At 50.7% G+C, this 21602-nt stretch carries 13 protein-coding genes, 1 tRNA gene and 1 pseudogene; 13 read left to right on the forward strand and 2 right to left on the reverse strand.

Annotation, left to right across the window (positions count from 1 at the left end):
* Positions 1-14 precede the first annotated feature (14 nt).
* The 9 genes and pseudogenes from HV037_RS00245 to HV037_RS00285 form a co-directional block, all read left to right on the forward strand.
* Complete coding sequence (locus HV037_RS00245) at positions 15-3083, forward strand: virulence factor SrfB (RefSeq protein ID WP_046401685.1); 3069 nt, start codon at positions 15-17, stop codon at positions 3081-3083.
* The gene (locus HV037_RS00250; RefSeq protein WP_103284419.1) at positions 3083-5797 is read left to right on the forward strand and encodes a virulence factor SrfC family protein; all 2715 of its coding nucleotides are present in this window, start codon (positions 3083-3085) and stop codon (positions 5795-5797) included. The genes HV037_RS00245 and HV037_RS00250 overlap by 1 nt, the downstream gene beginning before the upstream one ends.
* The gene (locus HV037_RS00255) at positions 5791-6804 is read left to right on the forward strand and encodes a hypothetical protein (RefSeq protein ID WP_052443878.1); all 1014 of its coding nucleotides are present in this window, start codon (positions 5791-5793) and stop codon (positions 6802-6804) included. Before HV037_RS00250 ends, HV037_RS00255 begins: the two co-directional genes overlap by 7 nt.
* Entirely contained in the window at positions 6801-8762 is a 1962-nt protein-coding gene (locus HV037_RS00260; protein WP_046401683.1) for a vWA domain-containing protein, read from the forward strand. The genes HV037_RS00255 and HV037_RS00260 overlap by 4 nt, the downstream gene beginning before the upstream one ends.
* Positions 8762-9487, forward strand: coding sequence for an ABC transporter ATP-binding protein (locus tag HV037_RS00265; RefSeq protein ID WP_044254422.1), 726 nt, complete (start codon positions 8762-8764; stop codon positions 9485-9487). The genes HV037_RS00260 and HV037_RS00265 overlap by 1 nt, the downstream gene beginning before the upstream one ends.
* A complete protein-coding gene (locus tag HV037_RS00270; protein WP_077899761.1) occupies positions 9477-10691 on the forward strand; it encodes an ABC transporter permease in 1215 nt (404 codons plus the stop codon). Before HV037_RS00265 ends, HV037_RS00270 begins: the two co-directional genes overlap by 11 nt.
* 48 nt (positions 10692-10739) lie before the next feature.
* Positions 10740-12308 (forward strand): SUMF1/EgtB/PvdO family nonheme iron enzyme, encoded by a 1569-nt coding sequence (locus tag HV037_RS00275; protein WP_103284420.1) that lies wholly within the window; start codon positions 10740-10742, stop codon positions 12306-12308.
* A 46-nt stretch (positions 12309-12354) separates the two neighbouring features.
* On the forward strand, positions 12355-12855 hold the full coding sequence (locus HV037_RS00280) for a hypothetical protein (RefSeq protein WP_044254410.1): 501 nt from the start codon (positions 12355-12357) through the stop codon (positions 12853-12855).
* 201 nt (positions 12856-13056) lie between these two features.
* A pseudogene (locus HV037_RS00285) lies at positions 13057-13359 on the forward strand (transposase); the annotation flags it as partial.
* Positions 13360-13488: 129 nt separating this feature from the next.
* On the opposite strand, the gene HV037_RS00290 reads toward HV037_RS00285, so the two are convergent.
* Both HV037_RS00290 and HV037_RS00295 read right to left on the reverse strand, forming a co-directional pair.
* Positions 13489-14703 (reverse strand): integrase arm-type DNA-binding domain-containing protein, encoded by a 1215-nt coding sequence (locus HV037_RS00290; protein ID WP_046401682.1) that lies wholly within the window; start codon positions 14701-14703, stop codon positions 13489-13491.
* A gap of 299 nt (positions 14704-15002) precedes the next feature.
* Positions 15003-15097 (reverse strand) — tRNA-Sec (locus HV037_RS00295).
* Positions 15098-15387: 290 nt separating this feature from the next.
* On the opposite strand from HV037_RS00295, the gene HV037_RS00300 reads away from it, so the two are divergent.
* The 4 genes from HV037_RS00300 to HV037_RS00315 all read left to right on the forward strand — a co-directional run bounded on the left by HV037_RS00300 (position 15388) and on the right by HV037_RS00315 (position 21596).
* Positions 15388-16770 carry a glycoside-pentoside-hexuronide family transporter gene (locus tag HV037_RS00300; protein ID WP_016155017.1) on the forward strand — a complete coding sequence of 461 codons (1383 nt, stop codon included), beginning with the start codon at positions 15388-15390 and terminating at the stop codon, positions 16768-16770.
* A 10-nt stretch (positions 16771-16780) separates the two neighbouring features.
* Positions 16781-19099: an alpha-xylosidase gene (gene yicI / locus HV037_RS00305; protein WP_103284421.1), complete on the forward strand. Its 2319-nt coding sequence runs from the start codon at positions 16781-16783 to the stop codon at positions 19097-19099.
* Between the two features lie 446 nt (positions 19100-19545).
* A complete protein-coding gene (locus HV037_RS00310) occupies positions 19546-21099 on the forward strand; it encodes a PRD domain-containing protein (RefSeq protein WP_101700449.1) in 1554 nt (517 codons plus the stop codon).
* Positions 21100-21125: 26 nt separating this feature from the next.
* Positions 21126-21596, forward strand: coding sequence for a fructose PTS transporter subunit IIA (locus HV037_RS00315; protein ID WP_003842172.1), 471 nt, complete (start codon positions 21126-21128; stop codon positions 21594-21596).
* The last annotated feature ends 6 nt before the right edge of the window (positions 21597-21602 follow it).

A 21602-nucleotide genomic window follows, 5' to 3' on the forward strand; every position in this document is an offset into this window, starting at 1 on the left:
GGGACGAGATAACTATGTTGCCTGAGATTGTATCTTTCGATCGTCAAATTACCCTCGTGGGTGACTCTGGGATCCAGTTTATGGATTTCGGATTGTCCCTTGGCCGCCTGCCTGCTGGCGAGTTTGTCAAATTAGCAAACGGTGTACTCACCCGTTTAATTTACAACGAGCAGCGCGATTACTATTTCTATCAGCCGACCCCCGATAACATCGAGAAGGCCAAAAGCCAGTACGATATCCCTGTTGAACAGAGCCTGAAGTTGTTCGACGGCATCTGGTTACCGCTTCCTTTGTTTCGCTTTAGCCCACCGAATGTGTACCAGGAGGGACCGCTAAACTGGGCTCGTTTTCGTTTAGTCAAACTACCAGAACCCGATTTAGATGGTCATAGCCATCGCATGACGCTGGCGATCGACACCCGTATTATGGCTAAACAGCAGGCTGCCGCTGACCTCAGCCCGAACCAGGAAGATGTGAATGCTGGGGCAACCTTCGCCGTCGCAACTGCAACCTATGCCCTAAATTGGTACCTGACGCAGGACTGGATAACCGACTGGCTCAAAGAAGTATTCAAAGAAGCGAGCAAAGGCCGGGATATCGACGAGCGTGAACAGGAACTTGCACAGCAATACCCGCTGGCACATTACCTGAACCTTCTGTCATTGATGGCGATTCCAGTCGAAGGTCTGCAAACCCAGACTGAACCCGTCATTGAACTGCCGCAGTTCAGGGTGATCGCCAATCGGGAAACCAATGCGATCAAACCCATCGCCGTCGACCTGATACTCGACGTGGGCAACTCGCGCACCTGTGGCATTCTTATTGAAGATCACGGGCAATCAGGTTCAGGCATGAGGCATAACTATGTGCTGAAACTACGTGATCTCAGTGCCCCCGAACATATCTATACCGATCCTTTTGAAAGCCGGGTCGAATTTTCGCAAGCCTTCTTCGGCAAAGATCACTGCTCTGTACGCAGCGGTCGCCACGATGCGTTCCAGTGGCCGACTATCGCACGTATTGGTGGTGAAGCCAGCCGTCTGGCGGCTCGTCGTAAAGGTAGTGAAGGTTCAACAGGCCTATCCAGCCCTAAACGCTATCTGTGGGATGAGAAGTTTTATGGTCAGGGTTGGCGTTTTAATGGCAGCTATGTGCAGGACAGCAATCCATTGGCAACGGCAGCACCGTTTGCCAATCTGATCGATGAAAGAGGCGAAGCCCTGCACACCATTGAAGATGAGATGGATCGCATCCCCGTCTTTACGCCACGCTACTCACGCAGTTCGCTGATGACCTTTATGCTGGCAGAAGTTCTGACCCAGGCCATTAGTCAGATTAACAGCCCGGAGCAGCGTATTCGCCAGGGACACGCTGGGATCCCGCGTCAGCTACGCCATATTATTCTGACGGTTCCGCCAGGTATGCCCATGGCTGAACGCTGTGTGCTGGATGAACGCATGCGTCAGGCTGTCGGCCTGGTGTGGAAATCGTTACGCTGGCACAACGGCGAGAACGATCCGTATGAGGACGTACAAGAAGAGCATACGGAAGCAAACATCAAGATCCCATTACCTGAAATCAGGGTGGAGTGGGACGAAGCCTCCTGTGCACAGTTGGTTTACCTGTATACCGAGATTAATCAGAACTTTGCCGGTCATCCGGAAGAGTTTTTCGACGCAATTGGCCGACCAGACCGTAGCGATCGTGAAAGTATCACTATCGCGTCAATTGATATTGGCGGCGGGACCACCGATCTGGTGATCACCGATTACCGCCTCGATCATAATGGGCACACTGGTGGTGGTACTAACGTACATATCATCCCTCACCAGCGCTTTCGCGACAGTTTTAAGATCGCAGGTGATGACATTTTGCTGGATGTTATTCAGTCATACGTTCTCCCCGCTTTTGAGCAAGCCCTGCGTGAAGCCGGTGTGATGTCCACTGAAACATTGATGTCCCAGTTGTGCGGATCGCAGAATATTAGCGCAGCCGAAGCCGTGCTTCGCCAACAACTGAGCCTGCAACTGTTCGTCCCGCTCGCATTACATATCCTGGGAACATACGAACATTACGATCCGCTTGATGAACAAACGCATACCCTGATTAACCAACGTGTCGGCGATTTGCTACCGGTGGGTTGTATTCGTGATGAAGTCGAAGGATTCGTGCGCCGGGAAGTTCAGAAAGCGGGAGGTCCGACCGACTTTAAGCTCGCGGATATCATGCTTAATCTGCCACTCGCCAAACTCCATGGCGATCTCTGTGCAGGTAAGTTCAGCATCGATAAAGTCCTGACTGCACTCTGTGAAGTGCTGTCTTATTATCATTGCGATCTGCTGCTACTCACCGGCCGGCCGTCTCAGTTACCTGGGATTCAGGCGATTATTCGTCGCAACCTTCCGTTACCGCCAGGGCGTATTCTGCCGTTACATGGTTATCAGACGGGTACCTGGTACCCGTTCCATAAAAACGGTCATATCGACGATCCAAAAAGTACGGCTTCAGTGGGTGCCATGCTCACGCAGTTGTGTGCAAACCACAGCATCCCTAACTTCCATTTCCGCACCTCAGAGCTGAAACCGTATTCAACGATTCGCCATATCGGCACCATTGATATGGATAACCTGATTCGCGATGCCGACATCGTTTATCAACATATCGAGTCTGAAAACGGGCAGATCAAGCTTCCGGCCATCACCGATGAAAATGGCGAGAAAACCACACAAAGCATCGTTATGCGTGGCGACCTGCGCTTAGGCTATCGCCAGTTGGATGCAGAACGCTGGACTGCAGCACCGCTGTATACCCTCCGTTTTAGCGAAGAAGGACGTAAAAAATTCTCTTCGGCTCAGTCCACGGATAATGGCTCCCCGTATCTCAAAGTCAGACTGACGATCGATAAGGGTAAACGAGCTCGTCAGCTTGGACTGATTAGCGATCGCCTGACGATCGCCGATGTCAGCAGCAACACCGATAAGTCATTTAGCAAACGTGATTTGGATCTGGAACTCAATACGATGCCCGACAGAGGGCTCATTGATAGCCGTCACTGGCTCGATAGCGGGAGTGTTAAAAAATAATGAATAGCGAACAAAAATCTCTCACTCAGGGTTGGGCTGCTATCGCTCAGGGATGCCTGGACGCACTCAGATGGGTCGACAACGTACGCCCCGGTTCACGTCGTTTAGACAACGAAGCAGACAAACTCAACTTGAGTTTGCTGCGTACGAGGAATCTGGCCAATAGCCTGACTCAGGTTGCCAAAACACCGATGACCGTCGGTTTTTTCGGTATTTCTCAGGCAGGGAAATCGTACCTCATTTCAGCGCTCGCTGCTGGTAGCAATGGGTCGCTGGAAGCACTCTACGGCGAAAGGCGTGTTGACTTTATCAAAGAGGTAAACCCTGTCGGCGGAGGTAAAGAAGCGACGGGGCTGGTCACTCGCTTTACCCGTCAGGCGCCTGCCGCGCCGGCTGGATACCCAGTGCCGTTGCGACTGTTCAGTGAAATCGATTTGGCTAAGATTCTGGCCAACGCCTGGTTTAACGACTTCAACCATGAGCAATTGAGCTATCAGCTTGACCAAAGCCGGGTTGAAGAGCACCTGCGCCCATTCTTGCAGCGTGCTGTGCAGGTTCAGGAATATAACGGCGTCAGCCAGGAAGATGTCGTCGCCTTGTGGGATTACCTTAACGCCTCCTTTAAAAAGTCAGTTGAGAAACTTGAACACGCCTGGTGGCCGCAGGTGTTGAAAATTGCCCCGACGTTGAGCCCAAATGATCGTGCAGAGCTCTTTTCCCTGTTGTGGGGAGAACAGCCAGCTCTCACCGAAACCTACCGTTCATTAGCCAATGTACTGGCGAAACTGAACCATACCCGGATGGTATTTGCCCCGCTGGAAACGCTGACTGACCATAGCAGCGGCAGCATCATGAACGTAGATAGCCTGAACAGGTTGGGCTCCAACCAGGATCGCAACGTTGAGATCCGTTATTGGAAAGAAGAACAACAAATTGGTAGCGCCAACTTAACGCAGGCGGAACTGGCGGCCTTAACCACAGAGCTGATTTTCCCTCTGGCAGAAGTTGAAACCAACAGCGTTGTAGAACAGGTTGATCTGCTCGACTTCCCTGGCTATCGCGGTCGTCTCAAGATCACCGCACTTGAACAGGCTGGCCGGGATGGACTTAACGCGATTTCGCAGCTCCTGCTTCGCGGAAAAGTTGCTTACCTGTTCGAACGCTATACCGATAACCAGGAAATGAATGCGCTTGTCGTATGCGCCAGCTCAGCCAAACAGAGCGACGTTGCTGATGTGGGCCCGGTATTAAACCGCTGGGTAGAGAAAACCCAGGGTAAGAGTGCCGAAGAGCGCGGGGGCCGCAACCCGGGTTTGTTCTGGGCAATCACCATGTGTGATATGCGTATCGTCAACAGCCTGCAACATACCGAAAGCCAGTTAAAAGAAGGCTGGGAAGGTATGATGCACATGACTTTATTGGAGCGTTTCTCGCACTATGAATGGCTTTCACAATGGGCACCCAACCAGCCTTTCAACAACTGTTTCCTGGTACGCAAACCCGGGCTTGATAACCCTTTCCTGAGGCTTGAAGGTGATGCCGGGCAGGAGAGACTCCAGGAAGTGGGTATCAGCGATCGTTACCGCGATGTACTCGATACCATGGGCAGCACCTTCGTCTGCGGAAAAAATGTGAATATGCACGTTGCAGAACCGAAAGCAGCCTGGCAGGCAATGCTCGAACTCAACGACGGTGGAATGTCGCGCCTGACGAAAGCACTGCGCGGCGTCGCCCATCTCGACTTCAAGCTAAAACGTTTACAGCAACAACTGCTGCAATGTCGCATGGAAACCGGCGATCAACGTCTTGGCCGGTGGTACGAAAAAGACGGTGATGGGCAGATTGTGAAAAAACAAGCAATTGCCAAAGAGTTATGGCAGGGCTTGTCTGCATGTTCCCACAGTATGGGGGAACTTATCGAACGCCTGGTTCTGCCGACTCAGGAGCTCAACAACATTTATTTGAGTATTCGCGACCTCGAGCAGGCGCCGCAAACCGAAGGCGAAAGCCCGACCATCAATGCTTTCGCAACCAGTCCGTTTGGTGGTAATCCGTTCGCTGATAACCCCTTTGCCAGCGATCCCTTTGCGACTACACCTGTTGAAACCGCCGTTGTTGATGCGCCAGCAACTGCCGCAGCGGAACGCGTAGGCCAGGATGACGATTTCGCGCATCAGGCCTTTAAAGCCTGGGTAGCCCATCTACGGGAGTTGCCGCAGCAACCGTTGCAGTGGCGTCAACTGGGCATGAGCAGTGAGCTGATTAATCAACTCAGCGAAGAGCTAATCACCGCCGCCACACGTTTGGATTTGGAAGGGACATTGAAACATGCCCTGGCGGGTCAAGAGCAGGCTGAAACAACTCGCGTACACATGCGAGCACGTCAGGTTTTACGCGCTCAACTGACCATACGTGATTTTATTGCCTGGTTTGGTTATCTCACCCTGCCAGCAGACAAGGTACCCAACAGCTATGTTGGCGAGAAAAACAAAGTGTTTCTGCGTCAGAAGCAGCTCGCTAACGATGAGTTGCCACAACTCGCCACCGTCGCACCACAGCCCGGCGTTTCCTATCTGGGTGACTGGCTTTCTGCTTTGATGAGCGTCGTCCTGGACAATGCGGGTCATAGCGCCACACGGGATATTTCCTTCGAACAGAATCGTCAACTTGGTCAGATTATCAGCCAATTGAAACAAGAGAACATGCCATGCTAGCTAAAATCATCGCCTGCCAGCCGGCAGAGCCAGGTACTGCACAATTGATGGTCCGCCTGCGTGGTGAAACCGCAATATTGACTAATCTGACCTTTACACTGTGCAATAACGAGCAGAACTACCTGCAACCCGATGGCAGTTGGAGCCCGGCGCAACACTGGTTTACCATGAACGGTGGTTATGCGTTAAATAATGGTAGCGGTTTTCGTATTGGCCCAACATTGCTTGACCCATTGCTGGCGACGGCAAGCCAGGTACAAATTCAGATCAAGCTGGATTCTGGAGAAACACGCAATACCACGTTACAGCTGGTGCGCGACGAACTGCTCTCTTCTGAAGCAAGAGGTGAAACAGGTAACTATAGCGGCAGCAGCATGCTGGCTACTCCAGAAGTTCCTTCTGAGCCCGTCATTGCAACAGAAACCGTTGTTGCCCCTGAACCTGTAGAGCCGGTAATTCATACTGAAGCGAGAACTCCGGCGAAATCGGGGTCCTCCCGCCTTCCTGTTATAGGCGCGGCAATACTGGCATTAGTCGTGATTGCTGGTGCGCTGTGGTGGTTTTTAGGCCGGGATAAATCACCGGAAGTCCCTCCCGTTGAACAAGCACAGCAAGAAACACCGGCGTCTGCATCCGCCGCCGCACCAGAGCCTGTCGCTCATAGCACCTGTTCTGCACAGGGTTTGAACAGCCAGAACGAGCTTGATTTCGTCCAGAGCTGCGTTCAGGAAAAACTCGACAGTGACAAACTACTGACCATTATCCAGGCCGCAAAAGAGGCTAAAAAATGTGGTGTTGCACAGCGTCTGTATGCTAACCGTGCCCAGGGTGGTGATACCAAAATCGCGCTCGTGTACGCAGGTGAATACGACCCGAAATACCACCAGCCAAGTGAATGTTTCAAAGCACCGGATAAAGATACTGCAGCATATTGGTACGAAACCGTTCTGCAAACGGAGCCTGACAACCAAACAGCCAAACAGCGCCTTGAGGAGCTAGGAAAATGACCTGGAATCCAATGAGTCGTCTGGCTCTGCCATTATGTGGTCTGTTGCTCAGCGGGCATGTATTTGCCGCTGATGGCGACAAACCTCTGCTCCAGGAAGGTAAGAAAACGTTATATCAACGTGTTCTCACTACCCCGGGCTGCAAACTTGGGACTGCCGCAGGTGATGATAAAGGTCAGCTACAGCCGGCCTTCAGTAGCCTGTATGTTTATCAAAAAGAAGATGCAAACGGCCAGAGCTGGCTTAAGGTCGGGCCGGATAGCTTTGGTAAAACTATAGGCTGGTTACCAAAGTCATGTACCGTCGACTGGAAAATGCAGCTCACATTGGCATTTACCAACCCGGCAAACCGTGACCGTTTGCTGTTCTTTAAAGAGAGAAAAAGCCTTGATGATATTCTCTCTGCCCCCGATCCCGTATCGCTGGTTGCCCCACTTCGCGCCAAGTTAAAACGGGATGGCCACGCCGAAGGTATTCAGGCTGAAGAGCCCGAATATTTTGTCGATCTGCAAAAGCAGTTTTATCTGCTGCCAATCCTGAGCGGTGAAGAGGTCATGACCGAAGATGGCTTCTATACACGCCTGCTTAACGTAGCCTCCGTCAGTAAAGCTGAAACGGATAAAAAACAAGAAGATAACGTAAATCAATTGAAAGGGTTTAACGCCTCAGTGGTCTTCGTTATTGACTCAACCATTTCAATGGGGCCTTACATTGAGCGCACCAAAGAAGCGGTTAATAAGATCTATGGCAAGATCAAACAAGAGCATCTGGATGGGCAGGTTAAGTTTGGGTTGATCTCATTTCGCTCGAATACCAAAGCCGTTCCGGGCCTTGAGTACCGCACAAAGATTTACGCAGATCCTAACCATGTGAAAGATGGTACGGATTTCCTGAAGAAAGTCGCTGATTTAAAAGAAGCGAAAGTCTCCAGTTCTCTGTATGACGAGGATGCGTATTCCGGCGTGCTATCAGCTATTGATGACATTGACTGGAGCCCGTTTGGCGCTCGTTACATGGTCCTGATTACCGATGCAGGTGCTATTGACGGTAGCAACAAGCTGTCAGGTACCGGTCTGGATGCCAGCCAGCTTCGCCTTGAGGCGGGTAACCGCGGTATTGCTATCTATACGCTGCACCTAAAAACATCAGGCGGCAAAGATAACCATGCCAAAGCCGAAAGCCAGTACCGCGATCTCTCCAATTTTGACAGCACCCAGTCCAACCTTTACCAGGCCGTAAATGCCGGTGATATCAAGATGTTTGGCCAGCAGGTAGATGCGCTAGCCTCCGCCATTACTGAGCAGGTTAAATCCGCTTACATGGGTGATGCTGCGATTGGTAGTGCGCTTTACGCGAAAGACGATGGACAGAAACTGACACCGGAACAAAAGCTGCTTCAGGATACGGCATTAATTGGACATGCCATGCAGTTGGCCTATCTGGGTAAGCGTAACAGCACACAAGCCCCGTTAGTCTTTCAGGCATGGATTAGCGACCGCGACCTGATTAAGCAAAACATTCCTACCACCGACGTTCGTGTTCTCTTGACCAAAGGTCAGCTAAGCGACTTAAGCGATGCTGTCAGCCAGATCCTTAAAGCAGCAAATGAGGGGATGATCTCACCGACCAAAATGTTTGAGCAACTGCGTACTGTTGCGGCAACCATGGGTGCTGATCCTAACCAGCTGAAACAACAGGACAATGCCCGCATTGGCGATCTGGGGGTGCTGGGAGAATATCTGGCCGATCTTCCCTATAAGAGCGATGTCCTGAACCTCGACGAAGAGACCTGGAAAAGCTGGGATGGATTGTCACAGGAGAAATTTATCCGCACGCTGTCATCTAAACTGCGTCATTACCAAAAATATAACGCCGATGTTGATCGCTGGGTTGAGCTGGCAAAAGGAAGCGATCCGCGCGATCGCGTTTATCCCATCCCGCTGGAAATGATGCCCTGATGCTGCGCATAGAAGAGTTGTGCGTTGTTCGTGGTCAGGGCAGTCATGCTCACCGGGTTTACCTGCCGCAGCTCACGCTGCGGTCAGGCCAGGTGGTCGCGGTCACAGGTGAAAGTGGATGTGGTAAAAGCACGCTACTGGAAGCCATCGGCTTATTACTGCAACCCAGTAAAATCGGGTGCTTCGAGCTGGACGAAGGTGCACAGCAATTTGATATCGCAACGCTGATACAGGATGAACAACATAATGAACTGGCGGGTATTCGCGCCCGCCAGCTTGGCTTTGTGTTGCAAAATGGGGGGTTGCTTCCCTATCTGAGCGTCAAAGATAACATCCTTCTGCCGTGCCAGTTGCTGGGATTACGCCCCGACAACGCGCTGCTGGACAGAGTAATCGATGCTCTCAAACTTGCGCCATTATTGGCTAAATATCCAACGCAGTTGTCGTTTGGTGAACGACAGAGAACCGCTTTCGCACGTGCGATATTGCACCGTCCAAAACTGGTACTGGCTGATGAACCAACAGCCGCACTTGATCCCTACAACGCAAAGAAATTATTTAGCCTGTTTATTGAGTTGGTCCGCCAGGAAGGCATGATGGCGCTGATTGTTTGCCACGACTGGCCACTGGTACAACATTTCAATTTACCCTGTTTAACTGCCCAGCCTGAACCGTTAGTGGCATCGTCGAAGCACGAACAGGGAGGAACCTATTTTGTCCTTTAACCGAGCCAGACTGCTGGGCCGCCTGGCTATGCAAGACCTGTGGCACGATCGCATCATTTCTTTTTGCATCGTCTCTTCTCTCGTCGCTGTCATCGCACCTTTATTACTTCTTTTCGGTTTGCGTTTTGGGATTGTGAACCAGCTGCAAGAAGATCTGGCCAGTGACCCTCGCAACCTGGAAATCCGTATGCTGAGTAGCGGCAGCTACAACCAAAACTGGATCGAAGAGTTACGGCAGCGACCCGATGTGGGTTTCGCCATCGGGCAAACGCGTTCGCTAAATACGCTTGCTGACCTGCAAACAGACAGCACACATTTCATTGAGAACGCTGAAGTTATTCCAACAGACTCAGGGGACCCTTTACTCAAGTCCCTTGAACTCCATCAGGAAAACGAGGTTGTCATTACTCAGGAAGCCGCACGTAAATTAGCGGTCAGTGTCGGTGATTCGCTCTCTTTGCGAGTAAGCAGAATGCTTGATGAACGCCGGGAATGGGGACGAAAAAGCGTTACCGTCGTGGGGATTTTGCCTGCGACCTATTTTAATCGTGCCGCGATCTTTACCCAGCCTTCGTTATTGCTGGCGCTTGAACATTTCCGCGATGGCTTTGCGGTAACCGGGTTGGGGATGGCCAGCGGTGCGCAGCTTGACGGTAAACCACCGCTCTACGCACGCGCCAGATTATACGCCCGCGATATTGATCAGGTTGCCAGCCTTGAGCGCGATCTCCGGGAACAGCGCATCGAAACCGCCAGCCGTCTGGCTGATATAGAAAATGTGAAAAGCATCAATCGGGTTTTGGGCATTATTTTTAATACCATTGCCGCCACTGCACTGGTTGGCTGTATTGCCTCACTTATTGGCTCATTTATCGCGAATGTTGACCGCAAACGTAAACATATTGCTGTCCTCCGCCTGCTCGGTTTTACCCGTCCCGCAGTGGGTGCCTATGTGATTTTTCAAGGCTGTCTTCTTAGTCTGGTGGCTTATATCGGCGGCTTTGCGATCTACCTTTTAGCCAGTCAGGTCTTTAACCAGGCGTTAGCGGGCAGTCAGGCAACAGATCAAATGATTTGTAAGATCACCCCGTTGCACGGCCTCGTCGCTCTGATACTCACCATTGTCGTGGCGACACTGGTCGCCGGCATTGGTGCCTGGCGCGCCATTAATATTGAACCTGCGCAGAGCCTGCGCGAGGCATAACCCATATTCCTACTTGCCCAAGGCATTTATCATTTGCGGAGAACGTTCATGACCCTTACCCCTTCCACATTATCACGCTGGCTGGCGCTGGCTCTGCTGGTGAAGATGTCGCCCGTGCTGGCCGAACCGTGGGCAGAGAAAATCTATAACCCCAAGCCGGATAGCGAAGATATTATTTTGCCCATGCCCTGTGAAGGTGCCATTGTATTCCGTCAGGTAGAGATCCCGGTCTCGGGCCCTCTGGATGATATGCCGATCACCTTAGGAGAAGATGGCGGAGAATGGGGGTTTGTTGAACACAGTTATCCAACCTTTATCGCCGGTAGCTTTACCGAAAGCAAAAAAAGCAAAGGTCGTTACTATTTGATGGCCAAATATGAACTGACAGCATTGCAATACCAGGCATTAACCAGCGGTACCTGCCCCACGCCATCACGTAAGTTAAGCATCGCAGAAACCAATATCAGTTGGTTCGATGCGGTAAATTTTGCCGATAAATATAACCAGTGGTTACGCACGAATGCTCTCGACAAATTACCGAAAGAGGATGGCAACCCTGGATTTTTACGCCTGCCCACTGAAGTAGAATGGGAATTTGCAGCACGCGGCGGCCTCAAGGTAAACAGTGCGGAATTCCGTGATTCCCACTACCCGATGGATGACATGAAAAATTATGAGTGGTATTCCGGTTCGCAGTCCTCTAACGGCAAAGTACAGCTTATTGGGCTGTTGAACCCTAACCCCCTCGGCCTACACGATATGCTGGGCAACGTCTCTGAGATGATGTTCACCCCGTTCTATCTCAATAAAATCAACAGACTTCACGGCCAGGCTGGTGGTTTTGTGGTTCGCGGAGGCAGCGTCATCTCGAATGAATCAGAGATCCGTAGCGCGACCCGTAAAGAAATTAACTACTACGATGAAGCCCATCCTTTCACCAGCAAAACCACCGGATTGCGTCTGGTTCTGGTCTCTCCGACCATTACATCAACAGACCGAGTGAAACAGCTGGAGAAAAATTGGGCTACTCTCGGTGCAGATAAACCGGGCATAGATAAGAGCAAAGACGCCCCCACAGACACCGCAAAAGCGCTGGGAAGCCTGGCATCAGGCGTTGAAGACACAGAGCTGAAAAAGAAACTGAAGGATCTGGAAAATCAGCTCCGCGCCAGTAATCAGCAACAGCAGGAAGAACGGGCACAATCGATCCGCGCCAGCCTTAACCTCGGCTCCTTCCTTTGCACAAAATTGCAGGATGATGGCCGCTTTCTTGACTTCCTCAATCACAACTATGAATTGCTGTGTAAGGATAAAGATGACAGTGATAAAAATTGCGCGATCCGAAAAACAAAACTTGGCGAGCAAACAGATCGCCTGCAACAACTGACGAGTTACTACGCCAGTAGTCTGGTTGATTCAGCCACGCTTTATGGTCAGGAAGGTCTGAAACACGAAGTGACGGTTTTCGATCAAATGCTCACCCTGAACAAACGTCTTGCAGGTCTTAAGCCATTTCTCGCCGCGCACTGGCAGAATCAGCAAAAATATCTGGCAAACGGGAAAATTGATACCGCCGGGTGGCTGGATACTTGTAAGCAAATTAAAAGCGGAAATTAATCTCACACAACGATTAAACACACATGTTTATTAAGGAGTGAAGAACGTGAAGTTTAGCTTAAAAATTGCGGTACTAGTTTTAGGCTGTATTGCCGCCGCCCAGACATCTTTTGCCGAGACCTATAGTTCAGAGGATCAGGAACAATTAACTCTTGAGTGTCTGCTAACCAATAATAAATTTGCCAGCGCTTTTATTGCCCAGGATGCTGCCGGATATGCTCTGGGAACAGCATCTTCTCCTATTGCGGAGCTGAATCTTGTCACTAATCAGCCGGGAGTCACAGCGTATTACAGCGCAGAAACGATCGCCGGAGGATCTTTATATTGGATTCGCATCGTAAAAGGGGTCTATGAATATATTGTTTACGACAAAGAGCAACACGGTGATATGTCTGGCGTCGTCGTCACAAAAAATGGGAAAAAAGTATTCCACAAAGATTGTAAAGAACCAATCAAGGTAGGTACACAAAGCGACAGTAGTATCTTTAGCCGGGTGGCACAGGAAGATGCTGAAGGCGATCGTATTATCGACTTAATCAATAAGTAATATACGTGCGCCAGATCAGACAGGGGATATCGTAGGATATCCCTTGCAGAAATAGGTGTGATGTGAGCCTGTAATTTAAATTGTGTATCTGCCTATTTTTGATATGTTCACTCAATTAATGGAGATAGATAAATTATGGACGATAAGAAACTCAAAGCCCTTTCGGCTGAACTGGCTAAAGGTCTTAAAACCAAAGATGTCTGGGGAGATAAATTCCGCAAATTAGTAAAAGCTGGTGTGCGCACGGGGAATATCTCAATACGTTCTTCGGCTACCCAGCGGATATCCGCAAGGCCATTTACATGACCAACGCTATAGTATTGCTGAACAGCGTAATCCGACAGGCGATAAAGAAGCGTAAGGTGTTCCCAACAGATAACTCAGTACGAAAAGTGATTTATCTGGCGATCCTGGCTGCATCGAAAAAACGGAGTATGCCGATCCAGAACTGGCGGCTGGCGATGAACCGTTTTATTATTGAGTCGACTGAGCGATCACCTTTAATACGATGGCAGTTACACAGAATTACTGGCAGGCTCAAAATACCTTATGCCAGTAATTCGGAGCTTTTTAAAAAAATTTCATAAAGTTTTCAGCGGCCATCTAGCAGTAAAGATGGCTATCTTGCTTGTTTTATGCTGTCTTCTCAAATTTCCCTTCGACTATAATTCCACCTTTCCCCAACTCACTAATATAATTCGCATACCACTGCATCATCTCCCTACGCCCATCAAGATACTGCGCATGGTTATACGTCCCGCGAATCGCGTTCTTATCAACATGCGCAAGCTGCGTTTCAATCCATGCTGAGTTAAAACCCTGCTCATGTAGAATGGTGCTCATCGTGTGGCGGAAGCCATGCCCCGTCAGTCTGCCTTTATATCCCAACAACTCAATAACCTGATTGATGCTTTCCTTGCTGATAGGCTTGCGAGGATCGTTCCTGCCGATAAAGACCAGCGGGTGATGTTTTGATATCGGCTCAAGTTGCTTAAACAGTGCAATAACCTGCTCTGATAGCGGCACAATATGAGGCCGCTTCATCTTCATCACTTCTGCTGGGATCTCCCACAATTTTGTCTCAAAATCGATATCCTCCCAGCGTGCGAAACGTAATTCTTGCGTGCGTACACCGGTTAACATAATGATTTGAGTAGCTGTCTTCGTTATAATGCTACCGGTATAACCCGCCAGGTCGTTAAGGAAGTGAGGAAGTTCATTGGCCGTAAGGAAGGGGAAATGTACTTTTTTCGGCGTAGCTAACGCGCTGGCAAGGTCGGGGGCGGGGTTGTAGTCAGCTCTGCCAGTGACAATTGCATAGCGGAACACCTCGCCACAGCGCTGGCGGACCTTGCGCATTTTCTCCAGTGCTCCGCGTTTTTCCATTTTACGCAGGGCCTCCAGCAACTCCATTGGTTTGATTTCAGCAATAGAGCGCTTGCCGATGTAGGGAAAGATATCTTTTTCAAAGGTATCGATGATTTCATCACGATAACGTAATGACCAGCGATCGGATTTCGTTTGATGCCATTCGCGGGCAACGGCCTCGAAAGTGTTTTTCAAGCTCATTTGCTGAGCCACTTTCTCTTCTTTCTTTACTTCGCCCGGGTCGCTTCCAGCAGCGAGGATTTTTCTGGCTTCGCTGCGTTTTTCGCGTGCGTCGGCCAGCGAAACATCGGGGTATACGCCAATAGAAAGCATCTTTTCTTTACCAGCGAAGCGGTACTTTATACGCCAGTATTTAGAACCATTAGCGTTAATCAGCAGATACATACCGCCGCCATCAGCCAGCTTATAAGGCTTTTCTTTTGGCTTTGCGGTTTTCACTTTAACATCGGTTAGCGCCATGACATTCTCCGGCTTTTGATGAATCCATTCTCCTGTGGGGATTTCCGCCAGTAACTAATATGATACCCCCAATTAATCCCTTTTATAACAAATATGTCGTCAAAACCCATTGTTATAACTCACATTTTTGCCATTATGGGGGTGCTGTCATTTTAATGGTGAATAGTACCCCCTAATACACCCCCAAAAACCGCTTGATGCAGGTTGAAGTCGATTGACCTATGGATACAAGGAATACTTGATATATAAGGGATTACAAAGGGGGTTGTTGACTTCGGGATAGTTCAGTAGAAGCTAATTGGCGGAAGATCACAGGAGTCGAACCTGCCCGGGAACGCTGGCGTCCCCAACTGGATTTGAAGTCCAGCCACCTCACCGGAGATGACGATCTTCCGCGCCTCGATTGCTACATGGAGGCGGGGCGCATTATAGCTACTTCCAAACGTTTCCACACCCCCTCACTCACTTTTTTAACTTCCGTTTCTCTATACCATGACCAGTTTCAAATAAATCCCCGCAAAATCCATTACTTACACTTAGACACATTTTTAGACGCTACGCTGATCACAGAAAACAAGAATCGTAATTTGATAACGAGATATCGGAATACCCGCGCTCACAGGGATGGTTTACAAGAACTGTAACCGGTATCAGGGCGTGTGAAAGTGCTAACAAGGATGCGTAATGAAAAGTGAAATTCTGTCTGTTAAAGAGAAGATTGGCTACGGAATGGGCGATGCGGCTAGCCACATTATCTTCGATAACGTCATGTTATATATGATGTTCTTCTATACCGATATTTTTGGTATCCCAGCCGGATTTGTCGGCACCATGTTCTTACTGGCCCGCGCGCTGGATGCCATCTCAGACCCTTGTATGGGGTTGCTGGCTGACCGTACCCGTTCGCGCTGGGGGAAATTCCGCCCATGGGTGTTGTTTGGCGCACTGCCGTTTGGTCTGGTTTGCGTGCTGGCCTACAGCACGCCGGATCTCAGCCTGAACGGCAAAATGATCTATGCCGCAATCACCTACACGCTGCTGACCCTGCTTTATACCGTGGTCAATATTCCCTACTGCGCGCTGGGCGGCGTGATCACTAATGACCCAACGCAGCGTATCTCCCTGCAATCATGGCGCTTTGTGCTGGCGACGGCGGGCGGCATGCTCTCCACCGTGCTGATGATGCCGCTGGTGAATCTGATTGGTGGCGAGGATAAAGCGTTCGGCTTTCAAGGCGGGATTGCGGTGCTCTCCGTGGTGGCGTTCCTGATGCTGGCGTTCTGCTTCTTCACTACCAAAGAACGCGTGGAAGCGCCGCCGAGCACCACCTCTATGCGTGAAGACCTGCGCGACATCTGGCAAAACGACCAATGGCGCATCGTCGGCCTGCTGACCATCCTCAATATTCTGGCCGTCTGCGTTCGTGGCGGGGCGATGATGTATTACGTCACCTGGATTTTGGGTAAGCCGGAGGTGTTTGTCGCCTTTCTCACCGCCTATTGCGTCGGCAACCTGATCGGCTCTGCGCTGGCAAAACCGCTGACCGACTGGAAATGCAAAGTCAGCGTCTTCTGGTGGACCAACGCTGCGCTGGCGGTAGCGAGCCTGGCGATGTTCTTTGTGCCGATGCACGCCAGCATCACCATGTTTATCTTTATTTTTGTCATTGGTGTACTGCACCAGCTCGTTACGCCAATCCAGTGGGTAATGATGTCCGACACCGTTGATTACGGCGAATGGTGCAACGGTAAACGCCTGACGGGGATCAGCTTTGCGGGCACGTTGTTCGTGCTCAAGCTGGGTCTGGCGCTCGGCGGGGCGCTGATCGGCTGGATGCTGGCGGGCGGGGGCTACGACGCCGCCGCGAAAACCCAGAACAGCGCCACCATTAGCATCATCATCGCCCTGTTCACCATTGTCCCGGCGATTTGTTACCTGCTGAGTGCCGTGATTGCCAAACGCTTCTATACCCTGAAAACGCCGTATCTGACGGAAATTATGAGTCAGCTGGCTCAGGGCGCGCGCCGCAACCAGCAGGATTTCACGACGAAAGAATTACAGAACTAAGGAACTGACGATGAAAATTAGCGATGGTAACTGGCTGACCCAACCTGGCCTGAATTTAATACACCCAATTCAGGTGTTCGACGTTGAACAGCAGGGTAATGAGATGATTGTCTACGTTGCGCCGCGCGACGTGCGTGAACGTACCTGGCAACTGGATACCCCACTCTTCACCCTACGCTTTTTCTCGCCGCAGGAAGGCGTGGTTGGCGTGCGTATGGAACACTTCCAGGGCGCGCTGGATACCGGACCGCATTACCCGCTGAACGTGTTGCAGGACGTCAATGTTGAGATGCGAAACACCGCTGAATTTGCCGAACTGAAGAGCGGCAATCTGAGCGTTCGGGTGACCAAAGGTGAGTTCTGGTCGCTGGATTTCCTGCGTAATGGTGAACGTATTACCGGCAGTCAGCTAAAGAATAGCGGTTACGTGCAGGATACCCACAGCGGGCGTAACTATATGTTTGAGCGTCTGGATTTGGGCGTGGGAGAAACGGTGTACGGGCTGGGCGAGCGTTTTACCGCGTTGGTACGTAACGGTCAGACGGTGGAAACCTGGAACCGCGATGGCGGTACCAGTACCGAGCAGTCTTACAAGAACATCCCGTTTTATCTCACCAACCGTGGTTACGGCGTACTGGTGAACCATCCGCAGTGCGTGTCGTTTGAAATCGGCTCTGAGAAAGTGTCGAAAGTGCAGTTCAGCGTTGAAAGCGAGTATCTGGAATATTTCGTCATCGACGGCCCAACGCCGAAGGCGGTGCTGGATCGCTATACCCGCTTTACCGGCCGTCCGGCGTTGCCGCCAGCCTGGTCGTTCGGTCTGTGGCTGACCACGTCATTCACCACCAATTACGACGAAGCGACGGTGAACAGCTTTATCGACGGCATGGCCGAGCGCAATCTGCCGCTGCACGTCTTTCACTTCGACTGTTTCTGGATGAAGGCCTTCCAGTGGTGCGACTTTGAGTGGGACCCGGTGACCTTCCCGGACCCGGAAGGTATGATCCGCCGCCTGAAAGAGAAAGGGCTGAAGGTGTGCGTATGGATAAACCCCTACATCGGTCAGAAATCCCCGCTGTTCAATGAACTGAAAGCGAAAGGGTATCTGCTCAAGCGCCCGGACGGTTCCCTGTGGCAATGGGATAAATGGCAGCCGGGCCTGGCGATTTATGACTTCACTAATCCACAAGCCTGCGAGTGGTATGCCAACAAGCTGAAAGGTCTGGTGGATATCGGCGTAGACTGCTTCAAAACTGACTTTGGCGAACGCATCCCCACAGATGTGCAGTGGTTTGACGGCGCCGATCCGCAGAAGATGCACAACCATTATGCGTACATCTACAACGAACTGGTGTGGAACGTGCTGAAAGAAACCGTTGGTGAAGAAGAAGCTGTCCTGTTTGCTCGTTCAGCTTCGGTGGGCGCGCAGAAGTTTCCGGTGCACTGGGGCGGCGACTGCTACGCCAACTATGAATCGATGGCGGAAAGCCTGCGCGGTGGCTTGTCTATTGGCCTGTCCGGCTTTGGCTTTTGGAGCCACGATATCGGCGGCTTTGAAAATACCGCACCGGCGCACGTCTACAAGCGCTGGTGTGCGTTTGGGCTGCTCTCCAGCCACAGCCGCCTGCATGGCAGTAAATCCTACCGTGTGCCATGGGCGTACGATGACGAATCCTGCGATGTGGTGCGCTACTTCACCGAACAGAAATGCCGCATGATGCCGTACCTGTATCGTGAAGCAGCGCGCGCTAATGCGCAGGGCACCCCGATGATGCGCGCGATGATGCTGGAGTTCCTGGACGATCCGGCGTGTGATTATCTCGACCGCCAGTACATGCTGGGCGATAGCGTGATGGTCGCGCCGGTGTTTAGCGAGGCGGGCGATGTGCAGTTCTACCTGCCGGAAGGACGCTGGACGCATCTGTGGCGTAATGATGAGGTGGCCGGCAGCCGCTGGCATAAGCAGCAGCATGACTTCCTGAGTCTGCCGGTTTATGTGCGTGACAATACCCTGCTGGCGTTGGGTAGCAATAACCAGAAGCCGGACTACGCCTGGCACGAAGGGACAGCGTTCCAGCTGTTCCATCTGCAGGAGGGGCGGGAAGCGCTCTGTGAAGTTCCGGCTGCTGACGGCTCGGTTATCTTCACGCTGAAGGCGACGCGTGTAGGTAATACCATCACTGTGAAAGGGAATGGTGAGGCACGTAACTGGACGTTGTGCCTGCGAAATATTCAGAAAATTGGCGGCATTAAATGCGGGTCGCATATGGGCAGCGAGCTGGGTGTAGTTATTACTCCACAGGGCAGTGAGCTGACGATTACCTTGTAAGCATGTGTCGACGTGGTGCCGGATGCGTCTTATCCGGCCCACACCGCGAGCAGCGTTCCAGATCTTAAAATCAAAAATATCCCGACTTAAATTTTTACCTCCCCATATTTGCGAGCGCTATCACTCTAATTCCCGCGAAAAATGTGATCTGCGCCGTAAATATCTTACTATTTCCTCTTTATGTCTTATTTCTGTCCGGAATACAGGACACGATTTAGTATTGTTGGCGCATCGTAGTCCTCTTATATTTATCATCACGGATTACACGTGGAGCATAAATGCTTCTTTATTACCTAAATAATTCGAGTTGCAGGAAGGCGGCGACGCAGCGAATCCCCTGAGCGTACATAAGTACGTGACAGGGGTGAGCGAGGAAAGCCAACGCACATGCAGCTTGAAGTATGACGGGTATAGATATTTAATCTGGTATGTAATAAGGGTAAATAATGCAAATGATTACCTCGCGACAAAACAGATTATTAAAGTTTCTTCTGTCCCGGAAGGAATATGTTACGCTGCTAAAAATTGCCGAATATTTATCTGTTTCAGAGAAAACCGTCCAGCGCGATCTGCGGTTACTGGAACAATGGTTATCGGAATGGAAAATATCCATCGATAAACGTGCCGGTGCGGGCGTGATATTAAGTGCCGATAACATTACTGACCTTTTATATCTGGATCAGTTATTAGGGTCGGAGGGTGATGATGCTGACGGCATGATGAATAATTCACGGCGGGTTAAGATAGCCTCGCAATTATTAAGTGAAACGCCGCATGAAACATCGATCAATAAATTATCCGAACGTTATTTTATTAGTAGTGCATCGATTGTTAACGATCTGAAAGTGATTGAATCGTGGATTACCCCGCTGGGCCTGTCGCTGATTCGCAGCCAGAGCGGCACACACATTGAAGGCAGCGAGAGCGGGGTGCGCCAGGCGATGGCGTCGCTGATTAACGGTGTGATTAACCATAATGAACCTGGAAGCGTGATTTATTCACGACTTGATCCGGGCAGTTATAAAGCGTTAGTGCATTACTTTGGCGAAGAAGACGTTTTATTTGTCCAGACGCTGTTGCAGGAAATGGAGAACGATCTGTGCTGGTCGCTGGGCGAGCCTTATTACGTCAATATCTTTACTCATATTCTGATCATGATGTACCGCATTACGCGGGGCAATGCGCTACCGAGAAAAGAAGAAAGCATCACGTCATGTGATGAGAACATCTTTTCCATTGCCAGTCGCATGATTCAGCATATCGAAAAACGCATTGCCCATCCGCTGCCGGAAGACGAAGTCTGGTTTATTTATCAATATATTATCTCCTCCGGTATGGTGATTGAAGAGCATAACGATGTGAGCGTAATTGGCCATATGCACTCCAGCGACGAAGCACGCTTGATTACCCATCGGCTGATTGCCACCTTCGCCGAAATGGTTGACTGCGATCTTAGCCAGGACACTGCGCTGTATGACGGATTGCTGATCCATATTAAGCCGCTGATTAACCGCCTCAACTACCAGATCCGCATTCGTAATCCGCTGCTGGAGGACATTAAAGGCGAGTTGCAGGACGTCTGGCGTCTGACTCAGTGCGCGGTGAATCGGGTGTTTAGCGGCTGGGGCGAGCGGGCCGTGTCGGATGATGAGGTGGGATATTTAACCGTGCATTTTCAGGCCGCGATGGAGCGTCAGATAGCGCGTAAACGTGTGCTGCTGGTCTGCTCAACCGGTATCGGCACCTCTCACTTACTCAAAAGCCGCATTCTGCGCGCCTTTCCGGACTGGACCATCGTCGGCGTGGTGTCGGCAGGCAGCTTGCCCTCCGTCCTGACGGACGATATTGAACTGGTGGTATCGACGATCAATTTACCTGCCGTTGCCATACCGGTCGTGTATGTCACCGCCTTCTTCAATGATGCGGATATTAAGCGGGTAACAGAAACGGTTATTACGGAAAAATTACATCGGGCGACGTCGCTGGTCGTTGAAAATTAATGTCTGAACTCCATGAGGTATGATTTATGGACATCACGAAAATACTCAATACAAATCGCGTTATTTTGGACATGAAGGCCACAAACAAAACGGAGGTTATTGAGGAACTGACGGATATTCTGCAAAAAGATGGGGCAATTAGCTGTCGGGAAACGTTTATTCAGGATGTCTGGCAGCGTGAATCAGAAGGCTCGACCGGATTCGAAAATCATATTGCGATTCCGCACGGGAAATCCTCGGCGGTGGTCAATACCACGCTGGCGATTGGGCGTACCCGCCAGGATATTCCCTGGGAAACCCTGGACGGCAGCAACGTGCGCTGCATCATTCTGTTTGCCGTACGCCTTGAAGATCAAAACACTACCCATATTCGTCTGCTTTCGCAGGTTGCTGGCGCGTTGGCGGATGACGACATTATTGAACAACTGTTAGTCGAAAGCAGTCCACAGAAAATTATTGAGCTTTTTAGCCAATATGCTGAATCCAATGTCTGCTAAATAAAA

It is taken from the genome of Citrobacter sp. RHBSTW-00017 (genome assembly GCF_013797615.1).
Taxonomy (GTDB): domain Bacteria; phylum Pseudomonadota; class Gammaproteobacteria; order Enterobacterales; family Enterobacteriaceae; genus Citrobacter; species Citrobacter braakii.